Raw genomic sequence first — 14,201 nt, forward strand, 5'->3', positions numbered from 1 at the left:
CTGATCCGAGCTTAGACGACCCGTCAGGTGGTCCAAAGGATGGGGTCCACTTCAGCTGATTCTCGCTTTCGTGGCAGTCATCTTCGCCATGGCAATGATTGCTGGCTACGCCACATATCTCTTGTTTTAAGCTCTGCTGTATCAGCCAGTGATTCACGAACGACAGGGAGATGCACTGATGTGTACAGCTCCCTGTCTTTCGTGGCACGGCTATTCGGGTTGATAGGCTTCCGGCTTGCCAGTCAGGGGGTCGATGCGATCCAACGAGGGGCCCTGGTAGTTATCGATGATCAGGGCCAGCACCGCTTCACCGTATTGCTCGAACCAGAAATCGCCCATCGCCTTCAAGTGCTTGATGTTGGTCGCGCTGATGTCGTCCATCGCATCGTCAGGTGACTTCGGCATCCCTGGTTGCGGGCGCATCTCGGCATTGACGCGGATATAGCTGCCTGGCGGCGAGATGGTGATGGCCTGATAGCCGACTACCTTCTCATCAGACAGCACATCGATCAGGCTGCCTTCCAGCATCCACTGTATCGCGCCCCAGTGCTGTGAATCCGGGCCATTGATCTTGCGCGTGCGGGTCCCGGTGCCGATCGACAGCACGCGGCGAGACTCATCTGGCCATAATCGGCAAGCCTCAGCGATGGCGCACATGGTGGGGTTGTTGGCAACGACGCCACCATCGATCAGCCAGGTCTGCTCGTTGTCCGGCCCGAGCTTCATATCACGTGTCGGGAAGTAGGTGGGAGCAGCGCTTGAGGCATCTGCTACCTGCCAGGACAGCAGTTTGTGATGCTCGCGCTTGCTAGACTTCAGCACATGCGGGCGGCGCCTCTCGATCCCATAGGTGACGACGAGTACCTGCTTGCCTGCGGAAACATCCCTGAGCTTGGCCTGACCCAGGTGCTTCTTGAGTAACGAGGTCTTGCCCTTGGCTTCGTACTTGGGTGCATTGATGCCATCGAGCTCGAACCAGCCCCGGTTGTCGGCAAAGATCTTTCTGGCATTGGTCGTGCTGTACAGCCCATTGATGTCATCGAGGCTCATGTCAGTGGTAGCCAGTGCCAGCGCAATCAGGCTGCCGGTACTGGTACCTGCGTAGAAATCGACACGGTCACGCAGTGTGGTCTGGTGGTCATCCCGGAGCGCAGTGTCGATACGCATCAGAAACTGAGCGGTGGCCGCGCCGCGAATGCCACCGCCATCCAGTGAGAGAATCAGCTTGGACATGCTTGCCTCCTGCAGAGCGGGTAACGCTCAGTCCTTTCCACAGGCAACGCCTGTGGCTGCTACCAGAATAGAGAGGCCACTGGTTTTCAGCCGACTGAAATGACTGATACGGACAAACAGGAGGGCCTGATACTGCCGCGGATAGAAGAGGGGGCTTGAACGCGGATCAAGCGCTGAGGCGCGGTGCGTCTTCCATGAGCAGGCCCCTATGCGAAACAGGCCGCCCAAGATGGGGCGGCCTGTTTCGTATCGAGCATGTCGCATCACACCTGGCTTGCTCAGGTGTGTGCTGAAGGTCTGCGATCAGGTATTGAGTACGACGCCGCCATTGAGGTGAATCGTCTGGCCTGTCATGTAGCTTGAGTCTTCGCTGGCCAGATAGACGTAGGCCGGGCCCATTTCGCTTGGCTGGCCGGGGCGCTCCATCGGGACCTGTTCACCAAAACTGGCCACCTTGTCGTCATCGAAGCTGGCGGGGATCAGTGGTGTCCAGACAGGACCAGGGGCGACGGCGTTGACGCGAATGCCGCGGTCCATCAGCGTGCCGGAAAGTGAGCGCACCAGCCCCTGGATGGCACCCTTGGTGGCGCTGTAATCGATCAGGCTGTCATTGCCCTTGAAGGCATTGACGGACGAGGTGGCGATGATGGAATCGCCTTTGGAGAGATGCGGCACGGCGGCCTTGATCAGATAGAAATGGCTGAAGAGGTTGGTCTTGAAGGTGCGCTCCAGCTGCTCGTCATCGATCTCGGTCACGTCATCCCAGTCATACTGCTCAGCGGCATTGTTGACCAGAATATTGAGCTGACCGAACTCTTCCAGCGCACCTTCGATGACCTTGCGACAGAAGGCCGAGTCGCCGATATCGCCAGCGATTCGACGCCCGCGCCTACCTTCGGCTTCGATCAGGCGAATGGTTTCTTCCGCATCGACTTCTTCACTGCCCAAATGCGTGATCAGACAATCGGCACCCTCGCGTGCGAAGTGTACGGCGGCGGCGCGGCCGATACCGCTGTCACCACCGGTGATGACTGCCACCCTGCCCAGCAGTTTACCGCTGCCGCGATAGCTCTCGCGGATGTATTCGGGCTTGGGTTCCATGCGATGTTCATCGCCCGGTTGATGGTTCTGATGCTGTGGGGGCTGTTGCTGAGTCATGCCGTCACCTCCGGTTCGTTGATCGTGAATGCGCTGATGCGCTTTCAGACGCTGAACGTCTACTCACAGATCTGTGGACGATCGTGACGGATTAAACCCCCTTATCATTGTTTTCTTGTTTAGGAATATAAAAGCGCCCAGCCCCGTGTGAACGGAGCTGGGCGTCAGGGTGTCTCGTTATCGGCAAGCCTGGCGGTTGTCAGGAGGCGATATCCTCATGCTTGTCATGCATGGTGGCTGGCGTACTGGCGCCCGCTGCCATGGTCTGAGCAAGGGGAACACGCGGCTCGCTTTCCTCGGTCTGTTCTATTCCGTGCAGGGTTGGCAGATTGGCAGGATCATGCCCGGGGCCAGTTTCGAGGCTGGGCAGTGCCTTGCGAATGATGCTGGCGCACAGGGCTCGGTGTGCATGCAATGTCAGACCTTCCCGTTCGAGGAATTGCAGCAACCGAGTGGCTGAAACCAACGCCACGATGGGATGGAGATCGCGAAAGTGTTCCTCGACCTGGCTGGCACTGATCGTCGCGAGTCGCTCCGGATGGGTATGCGGCATCGAAATATCCTCTTTTCGGGTTCCGATGAGTCGGAATCTTGAGTGATTCTCTAGGTGTCGGTGTCACTTTGCCTCGACGGCGATGGGGGTGGCCCATCTGCCGGCGTGAGCCCTGCACTTTCCTTGGCGCAGCAGTCATTGGTCTTGAGGTGACAGTTCGTACTGAGAGTGTTCGTGCTGAGAGTCTTTGCTTTACGACGGTGTTGCGTTCTTCAAAAGGTAGTATTAGAGAATTCGCGAATATCTTCCAGCCTTGATGCGCGCATGCTCTCATTTTTATCGTGCTTTCGCGAAACTTCATGCCTTCGCGCAGGCGGATACCTGCCACGGGGTTCTGACTGTTAGACTAACGCTCCCCCATGTCGTACAGATGTCCGTCATGTTGAATATAGTCAGGATGGCCACGAAGCCACCTGACAGATGATCATTTTTCCTTCTATGGATGTGCCATGAAACGCTTTGTGCTGCTCGATACCGCGCCGATCCCCGGCACGACGGATTCGTTGTGTCTGTTCGAGTATGGCGAGGATTTCGTCATCAAGATCGAGAGCGGCAAGGGCGGGCAGCTGATGAATACCCGCATGCATGGCTCGGAAGATGCGCTGGCAGAGATTCCTGCCGGTCTACTCAAGAGTCGCGGCACGCCGGCGGCGCCGCAGCGCGTTCTGATCGGGGGTCTGGGAATGGGCTTCACGCTGGCCGCCGCGCTCAAGCACTTCAAGGCAGATGCCGAGGTGGTCGTCGCTGAGCTGGTGCCGGGAGTGGTGGCCTGGAATGACGGGCCGCTGGGCGCCAAGGCGGGCTACCCGATTCGGGATCCGCGCACGACAGTCGAGAATCGCGATGTGGCCGAGGTGCTGCGTGAAGCGCCCGGCGGCTTCGATGCCATCATGCTGGATGTGGACAACGGCCCGGAAGGCCTGACCGCGGATGACAACGACTGGCTCTATAGTGCTGAGGGGCTGGCGGTGTGTGCCAGGGCGCTGCGACCGGCCGGCATTCTGGCGGTGTGGTCGGCCACGGCCGATGCGCGCTTCTCGCAGCGCCTGTCGCGAGCCGGTTTCAAGGCGGAGGCGCGTCAGGTCTACGCGCATGGCACCTCGGGGGCCAAGCACACCATCTGGATCGCGCGTTACGTAGGGCGTGCGGAGAAGCCTGATGACAAGACGAAGGCCGGGAAAGGCAATGGCAAACGCTCAAGCAGCCCGAGCAGAAAACCGGCATCGAAAGGTGCCGCGCGCCCGCCGCGCCGCAAGTAGGCCGCGTGTCTCGTTGCTGATGACGTGTTGGCATCACTATCGCTTCAGTCGCTGTGACACATGTTGTGAGAGACAGCAGCGCCTTCACCGCAGCGCGAATGGATGAAAAAACGGGCTGGCCACGTGATGTGGTCAGCCCGTTTTCGTGTGCGTCATCGGCGGTTATCGATAGCGTTTAGCTTGCCATAGCGCCGAGCGCTTTCGGCTTGGCTCGATGCTGAATTCTGGCTCAGGCCGCTTCGCGTGCCTTCATGTCCTGATGATATTCATCTGCCAGCTGTTGCTTGGTGGCGTCATCAAAGACACGGCCTGCCAGCTGAAAGACTTCCTGCTCTTCCTCATCCAGGTGATGCGTGACTAGATGCTGGAGCTGCTTAGCCGCTGCCAGCCAACCCGGCGAGCTGTAATCGGTCGCTTCGAGTTTCTCGACCAGCTCATCGATCTCATGGTGCTCGGCAACACTGTGACGCGCCTTCTCCTGCGTCATGTCGTGTTCCATCATCGGAATATAAAGCGCACGCTCCTCGGCACCAGCGTGATTGGTGAGTGATTCCTTTACGCGGGCAAAGAGGTCATCTCGTGGTTCGCTGTCACCTTCAGTCTGTACCAGCATGTCCAGCAGGCGGCGTTGTTCGTCGTGCGTCTCGCGCAGGGCTTCAAAAATGGTCATGGTCCGGCTCCTCATCAGCTTTGGCTTCTTGAGTTGCTTGGCAAGGCCAGTGGCGCATCCTGATGGAATAGCTCACTTGGTCAGGCGGCCTTGCTTGTGTCAGGTCTGTACAACTCTGGTGGCGGATCGGCGGAAGTTCAAGTGCGCAACGCCGATCGACCTTGAAAAAGGGTCTCGTCGAGGCAAGTGATGAGTCATCGCCCATCTTCTATTTGCTCTTCTCTTTTGGTGGATGTCTTTTGACTGACACTGATGAAGTGAGCAAGCGCCGCCAGGAGTCCTGACATGTCACACGACGAGACCACGACAGTCGATTCATTCAGCTCGAAGTGGTCGCACGCACCGGCGTTGTCCGCCTCACTTTCGGGCAGCCAGTTGGATCGACCGCCAGGTGGGGGCTGGCCATCACTCAAGGCGGTTGAGAAGTACATCTGGCAGGAGCACCTGCCGATTGCCGGGCATGCCAGCCTGATGAAGATGAACAAGCCGGATGGCTTTATTTGCCCGAGCTGTGCCTGGCCGAATGGTGACAAGCCCAAGGGCGCCAATTTCTGTGAGAACGGCGCCAAGGCCCTGGCGTGGGAGGCCACGCGTGAGCGTGTCAGTAATGAGCTGTTCGCCAACAATACGCTGAGTGAATTGCGTGAGTGGACAGACCATCATCTGGAGAAAGAGGGGCGCCTGACACAACCGCTGCGCTATAACGCGGCACAGGATCGCTATGAGGTCACCAGCTGGGAGGCGGCCTACGCCGAGATCGGTGAGCGTCTCAAGAGTTACGACGACCCGAACCAAGTCGAGTTCTATACCTCGGGGCGTACCTCCAACGAGGCGGCATTCCTGTTCTCGGTATTCGGGCGCATGTATGGCACCAACAACTTCCCGGACTGCTCGAACATGTGCCACGAGACCACCTCGCGGGCGCTGCCGGAATCGATTGGCATCGGCAAGGCGACCGTCAATCTCGAGGACTTCAAGCAGGCCGATGCCATCTTCATCTTCGGTCAGAACAGTGGCACCAACAGTCCGCGCATGCTGGGCGACCTGCACGAGGCACGTGGGCGCGGCGCCGAGGTCGTGAGTTTCAACCCGCTACGTGAACGGGCGCTGGTCAGTTTTGCCGATCCGCAGTCACCCAAGGACATGCTGAGCGGCAAGGGTGTCGATATCAGCAGCCAGTATCATCAACTGCGCATCGGCGGAGATCTCGCTGCGGTGCAGGCGATGTGCAAGTACGTGATCGAGGCTGATGATGCACTGCGTGAAAGCAATCCGCATGCAGTGGGCTATCTGGATCACGACTTCATCGCCCAGCATACCCACGGTTTTGATGCCTTCGCCGAGCATTGTCGTGAACAGAGCTGGGACGCGCTGGTCTCGATGTCGGGCCTGTCGCGTGAGTCATTGGAGCAGGCGGCACAGACCTATCTGGAAGCCGAGCGTGTCATCTGTTGCTGGGGCATGGGGATCACCCAGCATGCGCGGGGTGGCGATACCATCCAGCAGATCGTCAACCTGCTGCTGCTGCGCGGCAACATCGGCAAGCCGGGCGCTGGGCCATGTCCGGTACGTGGCCACTCCAATGTGCAGGGGGACCGTACCGTCGGCATCGAGAACCTGCCTAATGGCGCAATGCTGGATGCCTTCGATCGTGTCTTCGATATCTCCTGCCCACGCGACAACGGACATGACGTCGCCGAATGCTGTGAGGCAATTCTGCGCGGTGAGACACGGGCCTTCATCGGCATGGGCGGCAACTTCTTCCGCGCGATTCCGGACCAGAAGCGCATCGTGGAGAAGGTTCATGAGCTGGATATGACGGTGCATATCGCCACCAAGCTCAATCGCAGTCATCTGCATCCCGGCAAGCATGGCTGGGTACTGCCGACACTTGGCCACAGTGAACGTGATCTGCAGGCCGGTGAGGATGGCAAGGGGGCGGAGCAGACCACCAGTGTTGAAGACGGCATGTGCAATGTCGCGCCATCACGTGGCGTAATGGCACCGGCGGATGACAGTCTGCATTCCGAGATCGCGATTACCTGTCAGCTAGCCAAGGCAGCACTGACGCCGCACCCGACCCTGGACTGGGACTGGCTGCAGGCGGATTACGGGCGTATCCGTGATCGCATCGAGGCGGTCTTCCCGCAGATATTCCCCGACTACAACGCGCGTCTGGCACAGGGTGGCTTCCATATTCGCATCGCTCCGCGTGAGCGTATCTGGCATACCGATTCCGGCCGCGCCAACTTCCTGTTCCCGGAAGGCCTGGGCACCGATGAGGAGGGTCTGAACAAGGTCACCCACGAGACCCTGAATATGGATAGCACCTTCCTGCTCAGCACCATGCGCGGCCATGATCAGTTCAATACCACCGTCTACTCCAATGATGATCGCTATCGCGACGTCTATGGCACGCGGATGGTGGTGATGATCAGCCCGCAGGATCTCGAGACGCTGGGCCTGAGCGAGGGGCAGCGCGTGACGCTGGAAACGGTCAGCGAAGACGGCGTCGAGCGCAGCATGGCGGGCTTCAAGCTCAAGGAATACGACATCCCGACGGGCTGTCTGGCAGCGTACTACCCGGAAACCAATGACCTGATTCCGCTGGATCACCGCGATGCGCGCAGCAACACGCCCGCCTCGAAATCGGTGCCTGTCAGGTTGCGTTTGATGGATACCGAAGAGGTCAATGCCAGCGAAGGGGTGCTGGCGAGCAGCTGAAGGGGCTTGTGCCTGAACTGCTAGATAGAAATTGCTAGATAGGAACCGCTGAATAAGGAAAGACTGAAAACTTTACATCCTGTATCGGGCGTCAGGTTTCGACGTCAGTGAAGTATGGCGAGAGCCACGCCACGCGCTGCACTGAAAGAGTGCGCCGCGTGGCGTTCTGGTGTATAGCAGTCAAGATGGCGCCAACGTCGGCGTATCTGAGGGGTTCGTAGGTTCTGCGCCGGACTTGCTGAAGAATCATTTCTGGAGGCTGTCTTGTGGTCAACCGCGCCTGTTGGCAGGCCGGATCCTGACGCCTGTGTCAGCTTCATGGCACAGGCAGCGAGCTGGCGTCTTGCACGGCTTGAGGATGGGTGGCGTGAATCTTGCGTGGTGGTAGGGTAGCGACCGCCGCTCTGCCCGCCACCTTGCCCGCAGGAGGCGGTGGCCGGCGTTCAGGCAGGCTGACACCACCACAAGACTCGACGACTCACGACCGAGCTCCAGGAAGGCACTCATGGCAGGACACTCCTCACCTCACGCACTAGAGCGCACCTCAGATCAGGCATCGATGGCACGCGACTCCGGCAATGATTATCCTTTGAGCGAAGTGCCCGCCTCGGCACGACGGGGACTGCTCTCCACCTCGATGGTGCTGCTCGGCTTCACCTTCTTTACCGCCACCATGTGGGCGGGAGGGTCATTGGGTGCCGCATTCGCGCTCAATGAACTGCTGTGGATCATCGTGATCGGCAACCTGCTACTCGGCGGTTACGCTGCCGCCCTGGCCTATATCGCCTGCAAGAGCGGTCTGAATTCGGTGCTGATGGGTCGGCTGTGCTTTGGCGAGAAGGGCAGCCGCCTGTCTGACTTCGTGCTCGGGTTCACCCAGATCGGCTGGTACGCCTGGGGCACCGCGACCATCGCCATCGTGCTGGTCAAGACGCTCGGCTTGCCGGAGTGGCTGACCACGCCGCTGATGGTCATCTTCGGTTTCGCCTTCTGTCTGACGGCGATGATCGGTTATCGCGGGCTGGACATGCTCTCGCGCATCGCCGTGCCGGCCATGCTGCTGTTCATCCTGTTCAGTCTCTACACCGGCATGGTCGATGTCGGCGGCATGGCAGGGCTCTCCGCGCTGACACCGACGGATTCCATGAGCTGGACCGCCGCCATCACCGCGGTGATCGGTACCTTCATCAGCGGTGGCACCCAGGCGACCAACTGGAGCCGCTTCGCGCGCTCGCCGAAGATTGCCGTGATCGCCACGCTGGCGGCCTTCTTCATCGGCAATGGCCTGATGGTGCTCACTGGCGCGCTCGGCGCGATGATCTACCAGCAAGCCGATATCGTCGATGTGATGATCGCCCAAGGGCTGGTCAGCCTCGCCGTTCTGATGCTGTTCCTCAATATCTGGACCACTCAGGACAACACCATCTATAACTTAGCGATCGCCGGCTGCAATCTGCTGCGCACTCCGCATCGCCAGCGTGTCACCCTGGGCGGCGCGGCCATCGGCACAGTGCTGGCGGTACTCGGCATGTATGAGTGGCTGATTCCGTTCCTGATTCTGCTCGGCACTTTCATCCCGCCGATCGGCGGCGTGATCATGGCCAACTTCTGGCTCGGCCACAAAGGGCAGTATCCGCGTCTCGCCGAGGTGCCCAAGGTCGATTATCACTGGCCGGGCCTCGCCGCCTACGCCATCGCCTGCCTGTGCGCCTGGAGCTCACCGTTCATGCCGCCCGTCGTGGGTGTCGTGGTCGCCTTCGTTGTCTACGGCGGACTGATCAAGCTTGCCAACAAGGCAGCGGCGTGAGTCGCTGAGCGCCTGATGTGAAGGGGAGTGAAGTATGCAGCGCCCAATGAGTCCTGGACTCGTTGGGCGTTTTTCATGGGGGAAAGAAACGTCATGTTAGAGCCGCTTCAGGGTAGAGTCACTTTATGCACAATATGGTTGTGCATAAAGTGATGGAAAAAGGTTCTGCCATGGCGGTGAAATTCAGGGGTGTGTGGCTCGAGAGCTTCTACGAGCAAGGTGTTGGCCACCGCAAGATACCTGCGGTGCTCTCCAGTTCGCTCTATCGAAAGGTGCAGATTCTCGACGCCGCAAGTCAGGAGTTTGATCTGAGGATAGCCCCCCCGGACTGTCGCTGTCGTCTTAAATTGGGACGATGGATTCATGCTGACGGGCGCCAGAATGACCCTGAGTGCACCCTGACGCTGCGCTGAATCAAGGGCATGGGTACGCATGGGCAGCGCATCTACAGCGCTACAGGCGGCCTCCTGGGATGATTTTCGATTCGCTCCGAGCGTTATGCGTGCAAGGGACACTAGCAAGAGGGAATTTTCTATGACTTTGGGGGCAGGACCGGGTCAGCTGAAGTCCGAAGTCCGAAGTCCGAAGTCCGAAGTCCGAAGTCCGAAGTGCAAGGCCTCTAGTTCTTCCATTTCGCGGAGACGCACATGCGTGCTTGGGCTGAAGGAGCTTGATCGAGCCATCTGAGCGACACTGCAACATCGACTATACTGCCGGATCGTCCTTATATTGACGAAAATACACGGCGTCGACCCTCTCATAATAATCGAGCATTTCCTCAAGCCAGTCGGCCTCTCTCTCCAACATTTTGAGTATGTGGGTCTGGTATTGTCCACGATCAACTGACGCGAGCCACTCACGTATGGCGGGGGCACTTCTCGATCTATCTCGGGCAGTGTGAGACTTGCATGATCATCAGCCGCTCTGCGAACAAAGTCGATTTGCTTGGTAAGAATAGGATGAATTTTCCCCCTGATCTCGCTGGCAAGCTTTGGGATTGCACCTTCTTTGTCGATGTATCCCAAAAGCTCCAATATCTCAGGGATTCTTCCGTCAGACTCCCAGCCACTTGCGAAACCTCCAGAGTGCTTCATTACCATTCTCAGGGCCACGCGGTAGAGGTTAAGCCGACTTTCCTTTAGTCGAGCAATCTCGTCTTCCGCCTGCATGGTGAGCTTTTGGAGTTTGATCTCGTGGCCAGCGATGACTATCGACGACACCTTTGGGTAGACGAACACGAGGCATGCACATACAAGACCAAGTGTAAACAGTGATACGGCGACTCCGCCTTCGAAGTCGTTTCTGCAAACCAATAGCGTCAGACTGACGCCTCCAAATGCAAGGCCAATGCCGATCGAGGTGATCATTCGCACCCCGCTGATCTGATGCCGTTCCTTTTGTGCGGCCATTGTGGCTTCTATCCGTGGCTCAGTTGAGTCTAGCGACAAGATTTCCCTAGGACTTCGGGTCTGCGGAGGGGCTGTCAGTCGAACAGCAGTTTGTAGGCGAGGTAGGCGAACACCCAGTCCGGGGTGAGCAAGAGCGCTAGCAGAACCTGCTTGGCCGTCCAGTCGATCAAGCGAGACAGCAGCTCACAGGCGATCAGCAGCTTCATGAACATGGTCGCAACTCCCTAGACTGGCACGCGTCAGGCGCTCGAAGACGTAAGCGTTGTCTCGGGGGGGGCGTCTGTCGCGGGCTCTGGCATATCCAGCTCCAGGAAGGCGCGCAACTCGCCAAGAAACAGCTGATAGTTCGCGCGTTCCGTGCCGGTCACGCCTTGCCAGCTCTCGATAAACTGCTCTACGTCCATGGGCTCCCTGCCTTGATGCCCCGGTGATGCCGGGTTATTCAGATTTTGCTGAACACGCTATCAGACAGGCATTTTCAAATCACGCCGGACGTTGTGCATGCAAGGTGTTGGGCAGGGGGCAGAATTTCTAGGACTTTCGTTCTTCCTGAACCTGCTGTTTACGATGTAGGTAGTCACCACGCGCCTCTGAGTGCAGTGCGTTGGCTTCTTTCATCAGCTCACGCTGCACGTATACACGGCCCTGGCCGCCAGACTTGCCAGGAACGAAGTTTGGGCCTGCAAGGTGAATATCCATGCTGAGGTAATCCAGCTAGCCGATATCGACAGGTTTCATTCGGTAGTAACGATCCAGCCGCTGGTCGTAGAGCTGATACAGCGAATACGAGTCTTCCGGTTCTTCCTCATCATCGGGAACTCCGGCCGCTCGCGCGACCTCCCTTGCTGCATCCATTTCACGGTCAATATCACCCTGATCCCGGTCAGGTTCATATTGGCGGTATTCGTGCTTAAACATCACGGACGCGTTGTTGCTGGCAGCGTCGAGCTTGAGAGCTTGCTGGATCGCTTTCTTGTCATCCGAGTGGTAGATCATGCAGAGGTGAGCGTGCAGCGTCTCGTCTGCGGAGTCTTCAAGGACCAGGAAGAAGCGTGGCTTACGGGCAAGGTGCTTCAGGCGGTCAGCGATGGCGTCGCCGTAAGCGGTTGCCGGTCCCTTCTTCCGCATCGTCAGGGCTGTGCTTCTGAGAAAGGGAAGGTTGACCGTGATCGATGCCAACTTCCAACCGTCTGCTCTGTGGGTGTGATGGTGCTTCCCCAGCGCCTTCATGCAGTAAGTCAGCTTCCAGGAGAAGTAGTGATCGTCAGCGTCGCCGTTGGCTCGCGTTCTCACTGAAGAAGGGACCACGCTGTTAGGCTCTCGCTTCTTCAAATGGGGTATGGGAGGGTGATTCTCTACATATACTGGCCGACCGTCGTTGCCGGTGGCGGTGAAGTGGGCGCCAGCGCTGGGCGGGGGGCCGTTTGCTTTGCTGGGATTTCGTTATTCTGGTCGGACAAATGCACCCCATCATTGGCACCGTCGTTCATGGTCTAGTCCCTGATCTCTCGATAAATTGCCAACCTGAAGCGGTCGGCTCCATGTGCGCTCGCTGGCGCTAATTCAGCACAACCAGTCCGCTGTCCTCTTGCGTCTCTTCAAGCTGCTCTTCGTCTTCTCGGCAAGCGGCGCCCGCTGCCTTGATGGCGTGTATCTCTTCCTCGGTGAGAGAGCGCACCACCAGTTCCGGCAGGTGCTCAGATTCACCGTCTGTGCGGTTGTAGCCGATGGCCCTGTGGAGCACGTCACTTGTGCTCTTGAGGGCCGTAGACGCCGCTGTGAGGCCACGAAGGTGCATACCCCATGTCCGCATATTATCTGGTGCTGGCGCTTTCTCCAGGGCCATGTAGACGCGTTCCCACAACTCGTGAGCTAGCGCCAGCTCATCGACAATCAGGGCCAATGCCTAGTCCTTGATCCAGTCTTCATCGAACGACTTGCGCAGTTCGACCCGATGGGCATCGATCATCTCCTGGGTAACCACCCCTGCCTTTACGCTCCGGCGCTTCTTGATGCGCTTCACAGTGGACAAGGACAGGTCGAGGCGCTTAGCGACCGACGCCATGGTGTAGTCCGCTTCGAGCATTACTACAACTTGTGCTTCGATATCGGGCTTGGTGGCCATCGCTACAGTGCCTCTTTTGCCATGATCTTGGCAGCGTGATCGAAAGCGTCGCGAAGCGCCTGTTCTGAACCTTCCTGTGTTGATAAATCAACGATGGCAGGGTTGTCTTTTTCTTCGTCTGACAAGCCCGACAGGTAATCATAGAGCGCTTTGAAAATGATCAGATCGGTAGGGACGTAGTCGATCGTTCCACCCTGAATATCAATCATCTGGTCAACGATGTAGTCGGGAAGCAGGATGGTGATGGGGGACAATCCAAATGCCTCAGCCGTCTCGCGATGAATTTGCTTTCGACGGCGAGCACGACGGCTGCGTTCGGCATCGGTCATAGGGTGGTTACGAATCGAAGTCCGGACTGCTGACTGGCTTGCTATGATGTTCATGATGCTCACGTAAGTTAGTGTTCACTTATTCTGCTGTGGGCGACACGCCGAATCCAGCTTGTGAGAAGCATTCTCAACTCTTATGCCTGCCAAATCAATCAGTTAGGTGAGCATGCACGCTTCACCGAGGCCGGGGATATGCCGAAGTGATCGGCTGTCTTGCGGATGCTGGCTGAGTTCTCCTTCCGCCATGCGACGACTGCCTCATCATCGATGGTTTTGGCACGGCCAAGGTTTTTACCTTCGGCGCGGGCTCTCTCGATCCCAGCCAGTTGCCGCGACTTGATGTTGGAGCGCTCAAGCTCGGCCATGGCTGCCAGCATGGTAAGCATGGCTTTTCCCATCGGCGTGGATAGATCGAAGCCTTCCCGGATGGAAATGATCGCCACTCCCTTTGTCTTGAGCGCTTCGACTGTCTCCAGGACGTCGATGGTGTCGCGTCCCATGCGGTCGATGGCGTAGACGACCACTACGTCACCTTCACGGACGTAGTGCAGTAGCTCACCAAAGCCCTTGCGCTGCTTGGCCTTGATCGCCCCCGAGATCGCTTCGTCCTCGAACGTCTTGTCCACTTGATAGCGGTTAGCGATTGCGTGGCGCTGGGCGCTGGTGTCCTGGTCGTCGGTGCTGACGCGTACATAGGCGATGGTGGCTGACATGAGAGACTTCCTTGTGGACCATAAGGTGTGGCTCACAATGTAGCTGGTAGCTCACAGTAAAACAACACATTTGAGCCCACCTATCAGTCACAGCTCTGGCATGGCTCACAGGGTATACCTTTTGGTCCGCCTCGCAGTGGCGATGGAGGTATGGTCATGTCGCTGACCATTGAAGTGGACCCCAGAATTCGGACCAGGCGCTAAGCTCTGATCATACCGAC

14 protein-coding genes and 1 pseudogene are annotated in these 14,201 nt (G+C 58.2%); 4 read left to right on the forward strand and 11 right to left on the reverse strand.

Features of this window, described 5'->3' with window-relative positions; translation table 11 throughout:
• Window positions 1-210: 210 nt before the first annotated feature.
• The 3 genes from QD208_RS17055 to QD208_RS17065 form a co-directional block, all read right to left on the reverse strand.
• Entirely contained in the window at window positions 211-1,233 is a 1,023-nt protein-coding gene (locus QD208_RS17055) for a patatin-like phospholipase family protein (RefSeq protein WP_279837592.1), read from the reverse strand.
• Window positions 1,234-1,536: 303 nt separating this feature from the next.
• Window positions 1,537-2,391, reverse strand: coding sequence for an SDR family oxidoreductase (locus QD208_RS17060; RefSeq protein WP_279837593.1), 855 nt, complete (start codon window positions 2,389-2,391; stop codon window positions 1,537-1,539).
• A 199-nt stretch (window positions 2,392-2,590) separates the two neighbouring features.
• On the reverse strand, window positions 2,591-2,944 hold the full coding sequence (locus QD208_RS17065) for a hypothetical protein (RefSeq protein WP_279837594.1): 354 nt from the start codon (window positions 2,942-2,944) through the stop codon (window positions 2,591-2,593).
• A 449-nt stretch (window positions 2,945-3,393) separates the two neighbouring features.
• Between QD208_RS17065 and QD208_RS17070 the strand changes: the two are divergent.
• Window positions 3,394-4,074: pseudogene (locus QD208_RS17070) on the forward strand (hypothetical protein); the annotation flags it as partial.
• 358 nt (window positions 4,075-4,432) lie between these two features.
• Here QD208_RS17070 and QD208_RS17075 read toward each other — a convergent pair.
• Window positions 4,433-4,873 (reverse strand): hemerythrin domain-containing protein, encoded by a 441-nt coding sequence (locus QD208_RS17075; RefSeq protein WP_279837597.1) that lies wholly within the window; start codon window positions 4,871-4,873, stop codon window positions 4,433-4,435.
• A 285-nt stretch (window positions 4,874-5,158) separates the two neighbouring features.
• Here QD208_RS17075 and QD208_RS17080 point away from each other — a divergent pair, with 285 nt between their 5' ends.
• From QD208_RS17080 to QD208_RS17090, 3 genes are all read left to right on the forward strand, one after another.
• Window positions 5,159-7,597 (forward strand): FdhF/YdeP family oxidoreductase, encoded by a 2,439-nt coding sequence (locus tag QD208_RS17080; protein ID WP_279837598.1) that lies wholly within the window; start codon window positions 5,159-5,161, stop codon window positions 7,595-7,597.
• 559 nt (window positions 7,598-8,156) lie between these two features.
• Window positions 8,157-9,404, forward strand: a complete 1,248-nt coding sequence (gene codB, locus QD208_RS17085; protein WP_279837608.1) for a cytosine permease — start codon at window positions 8,157-8,159, stop codon at window positions 9,402-9,404.
• A 125-nt stretch (window positions 9,405-9,529) separates the two neighbouring features.
• Window positions 9,530-9,817, forward strand: a complete 288-nt coding sequence (locus tag QD208_RS17090) for a type II toxin-antitoxin system RelE/ParE family toxin (RefSeq protein WP_279837599.1) — start codon at window positions 9,530-9,532, stop codon at window positions 9,815-9,817.
• Window positions 9,818-10,887: 1,070 nt separating this feature from the next.
• On the opposite strand, the gene QD208_RS17095 is transcribed toward QD208_RS17090, so the two are convergent.
• From QD208_RS17095 to QD208_RS17125, 7 genes are all read right to left on the reverse strand, one after another.
• Window positions 10,888-11,025 (reverse strand): hypothetical protein, encoded by a 138-nt coding sequence (locus tag QD208_RS17095; protein WP_279837600.1) that lies wholly within the window; start codon window positions 11,023-11,025, stop codon window positions 10,888-10,890.
• A gap of 27 nt (window positions 11,026-11,052) precedes the next feature.
• Window positions 11,053-11,217, reverse strand: a complete 165-nt coding sequence (locus QD208_RS17100; protein ID WP_279837601.1) for a hypothetical protein — start codon at window positions 11,215-11,217, stop codon at window positions 11,053-11,055.
• Between the two features lie 310 nt (window positions 11,218-11,527).
• Window positions 11,528-12,043 (reverse strand): hypothetical protein, encoded by a 516-nt coding sequence (locus QD208_RS17105; protein ID WP_279837602.1) that lies wholly within the window; start codon window positions 12,041-12,043, stop codon window positions 11,528-11,530.
• Window positions 12,044-12,371: 328 nt separating this feature from the next.
• The gene (locus QD208_RS17110; RefSeq protein ID WP_279837603.1) at window positions 12,372-12,716 is read right to left on the reverse strand and encodes a hypothetical protein; all 345 of its coding nucleotides are present in this window, start codon (window positions 12,714-12,716) and stop codon (window positions 12,372-12,374) included.
• Window positions 12,717-12,719: 3 nt separating this feature from the next.
• A complete protein-coding gene (locus QD208_RS17115) occupies window positions 12,720-12,938 on the reverse strand; it encodes a helix-turn-helix domain-containing protein (RefSeq protein ID WP_279837604.1) in 219 nt (72 codons plus the stop codon).
• A 2-nt stretch (window positions 12,939-12,940) separates the two neighbouring features.
• Window positions 12,941-13,321 (reverse strand): hypothetical protein, encoded by a 381-nt coding sequence (locus QD208_RS17120; RefSeq protein ID WP_279837606.1) that lies wholly within the window; start codon window positions 13,319-13,321, stop codon window positions 12,941-12,943.
• Between the two features lie 98 nt (window positions 13,322-13,419).
• Window positions 13,420-13,980 carry a recombinase family protein gene (locus tag QD208_RS17125; RefSeq protein WP_279837607.1) on the reverse strand — a complete coding sequence of 187 codons (561 nt, stop codon included), beginning with the start codon at window positions 13,978-13,980 and terminating at the stop codon, window positions 13,420-13,422.
• Window positions 13,981-14,201: the final 221 nt, after the last annotated feature.

The sequence above is a fragment of the Cobetia sp. 29-18-1 genome (genome assembly GCF_029846405.1).
Lineage (GTDB): Bacteria > Pseudomonadota > Gammaproteobacteria > Pseudomonadales > Halomonadaceae > Cobetia > Cobetia amphilecti.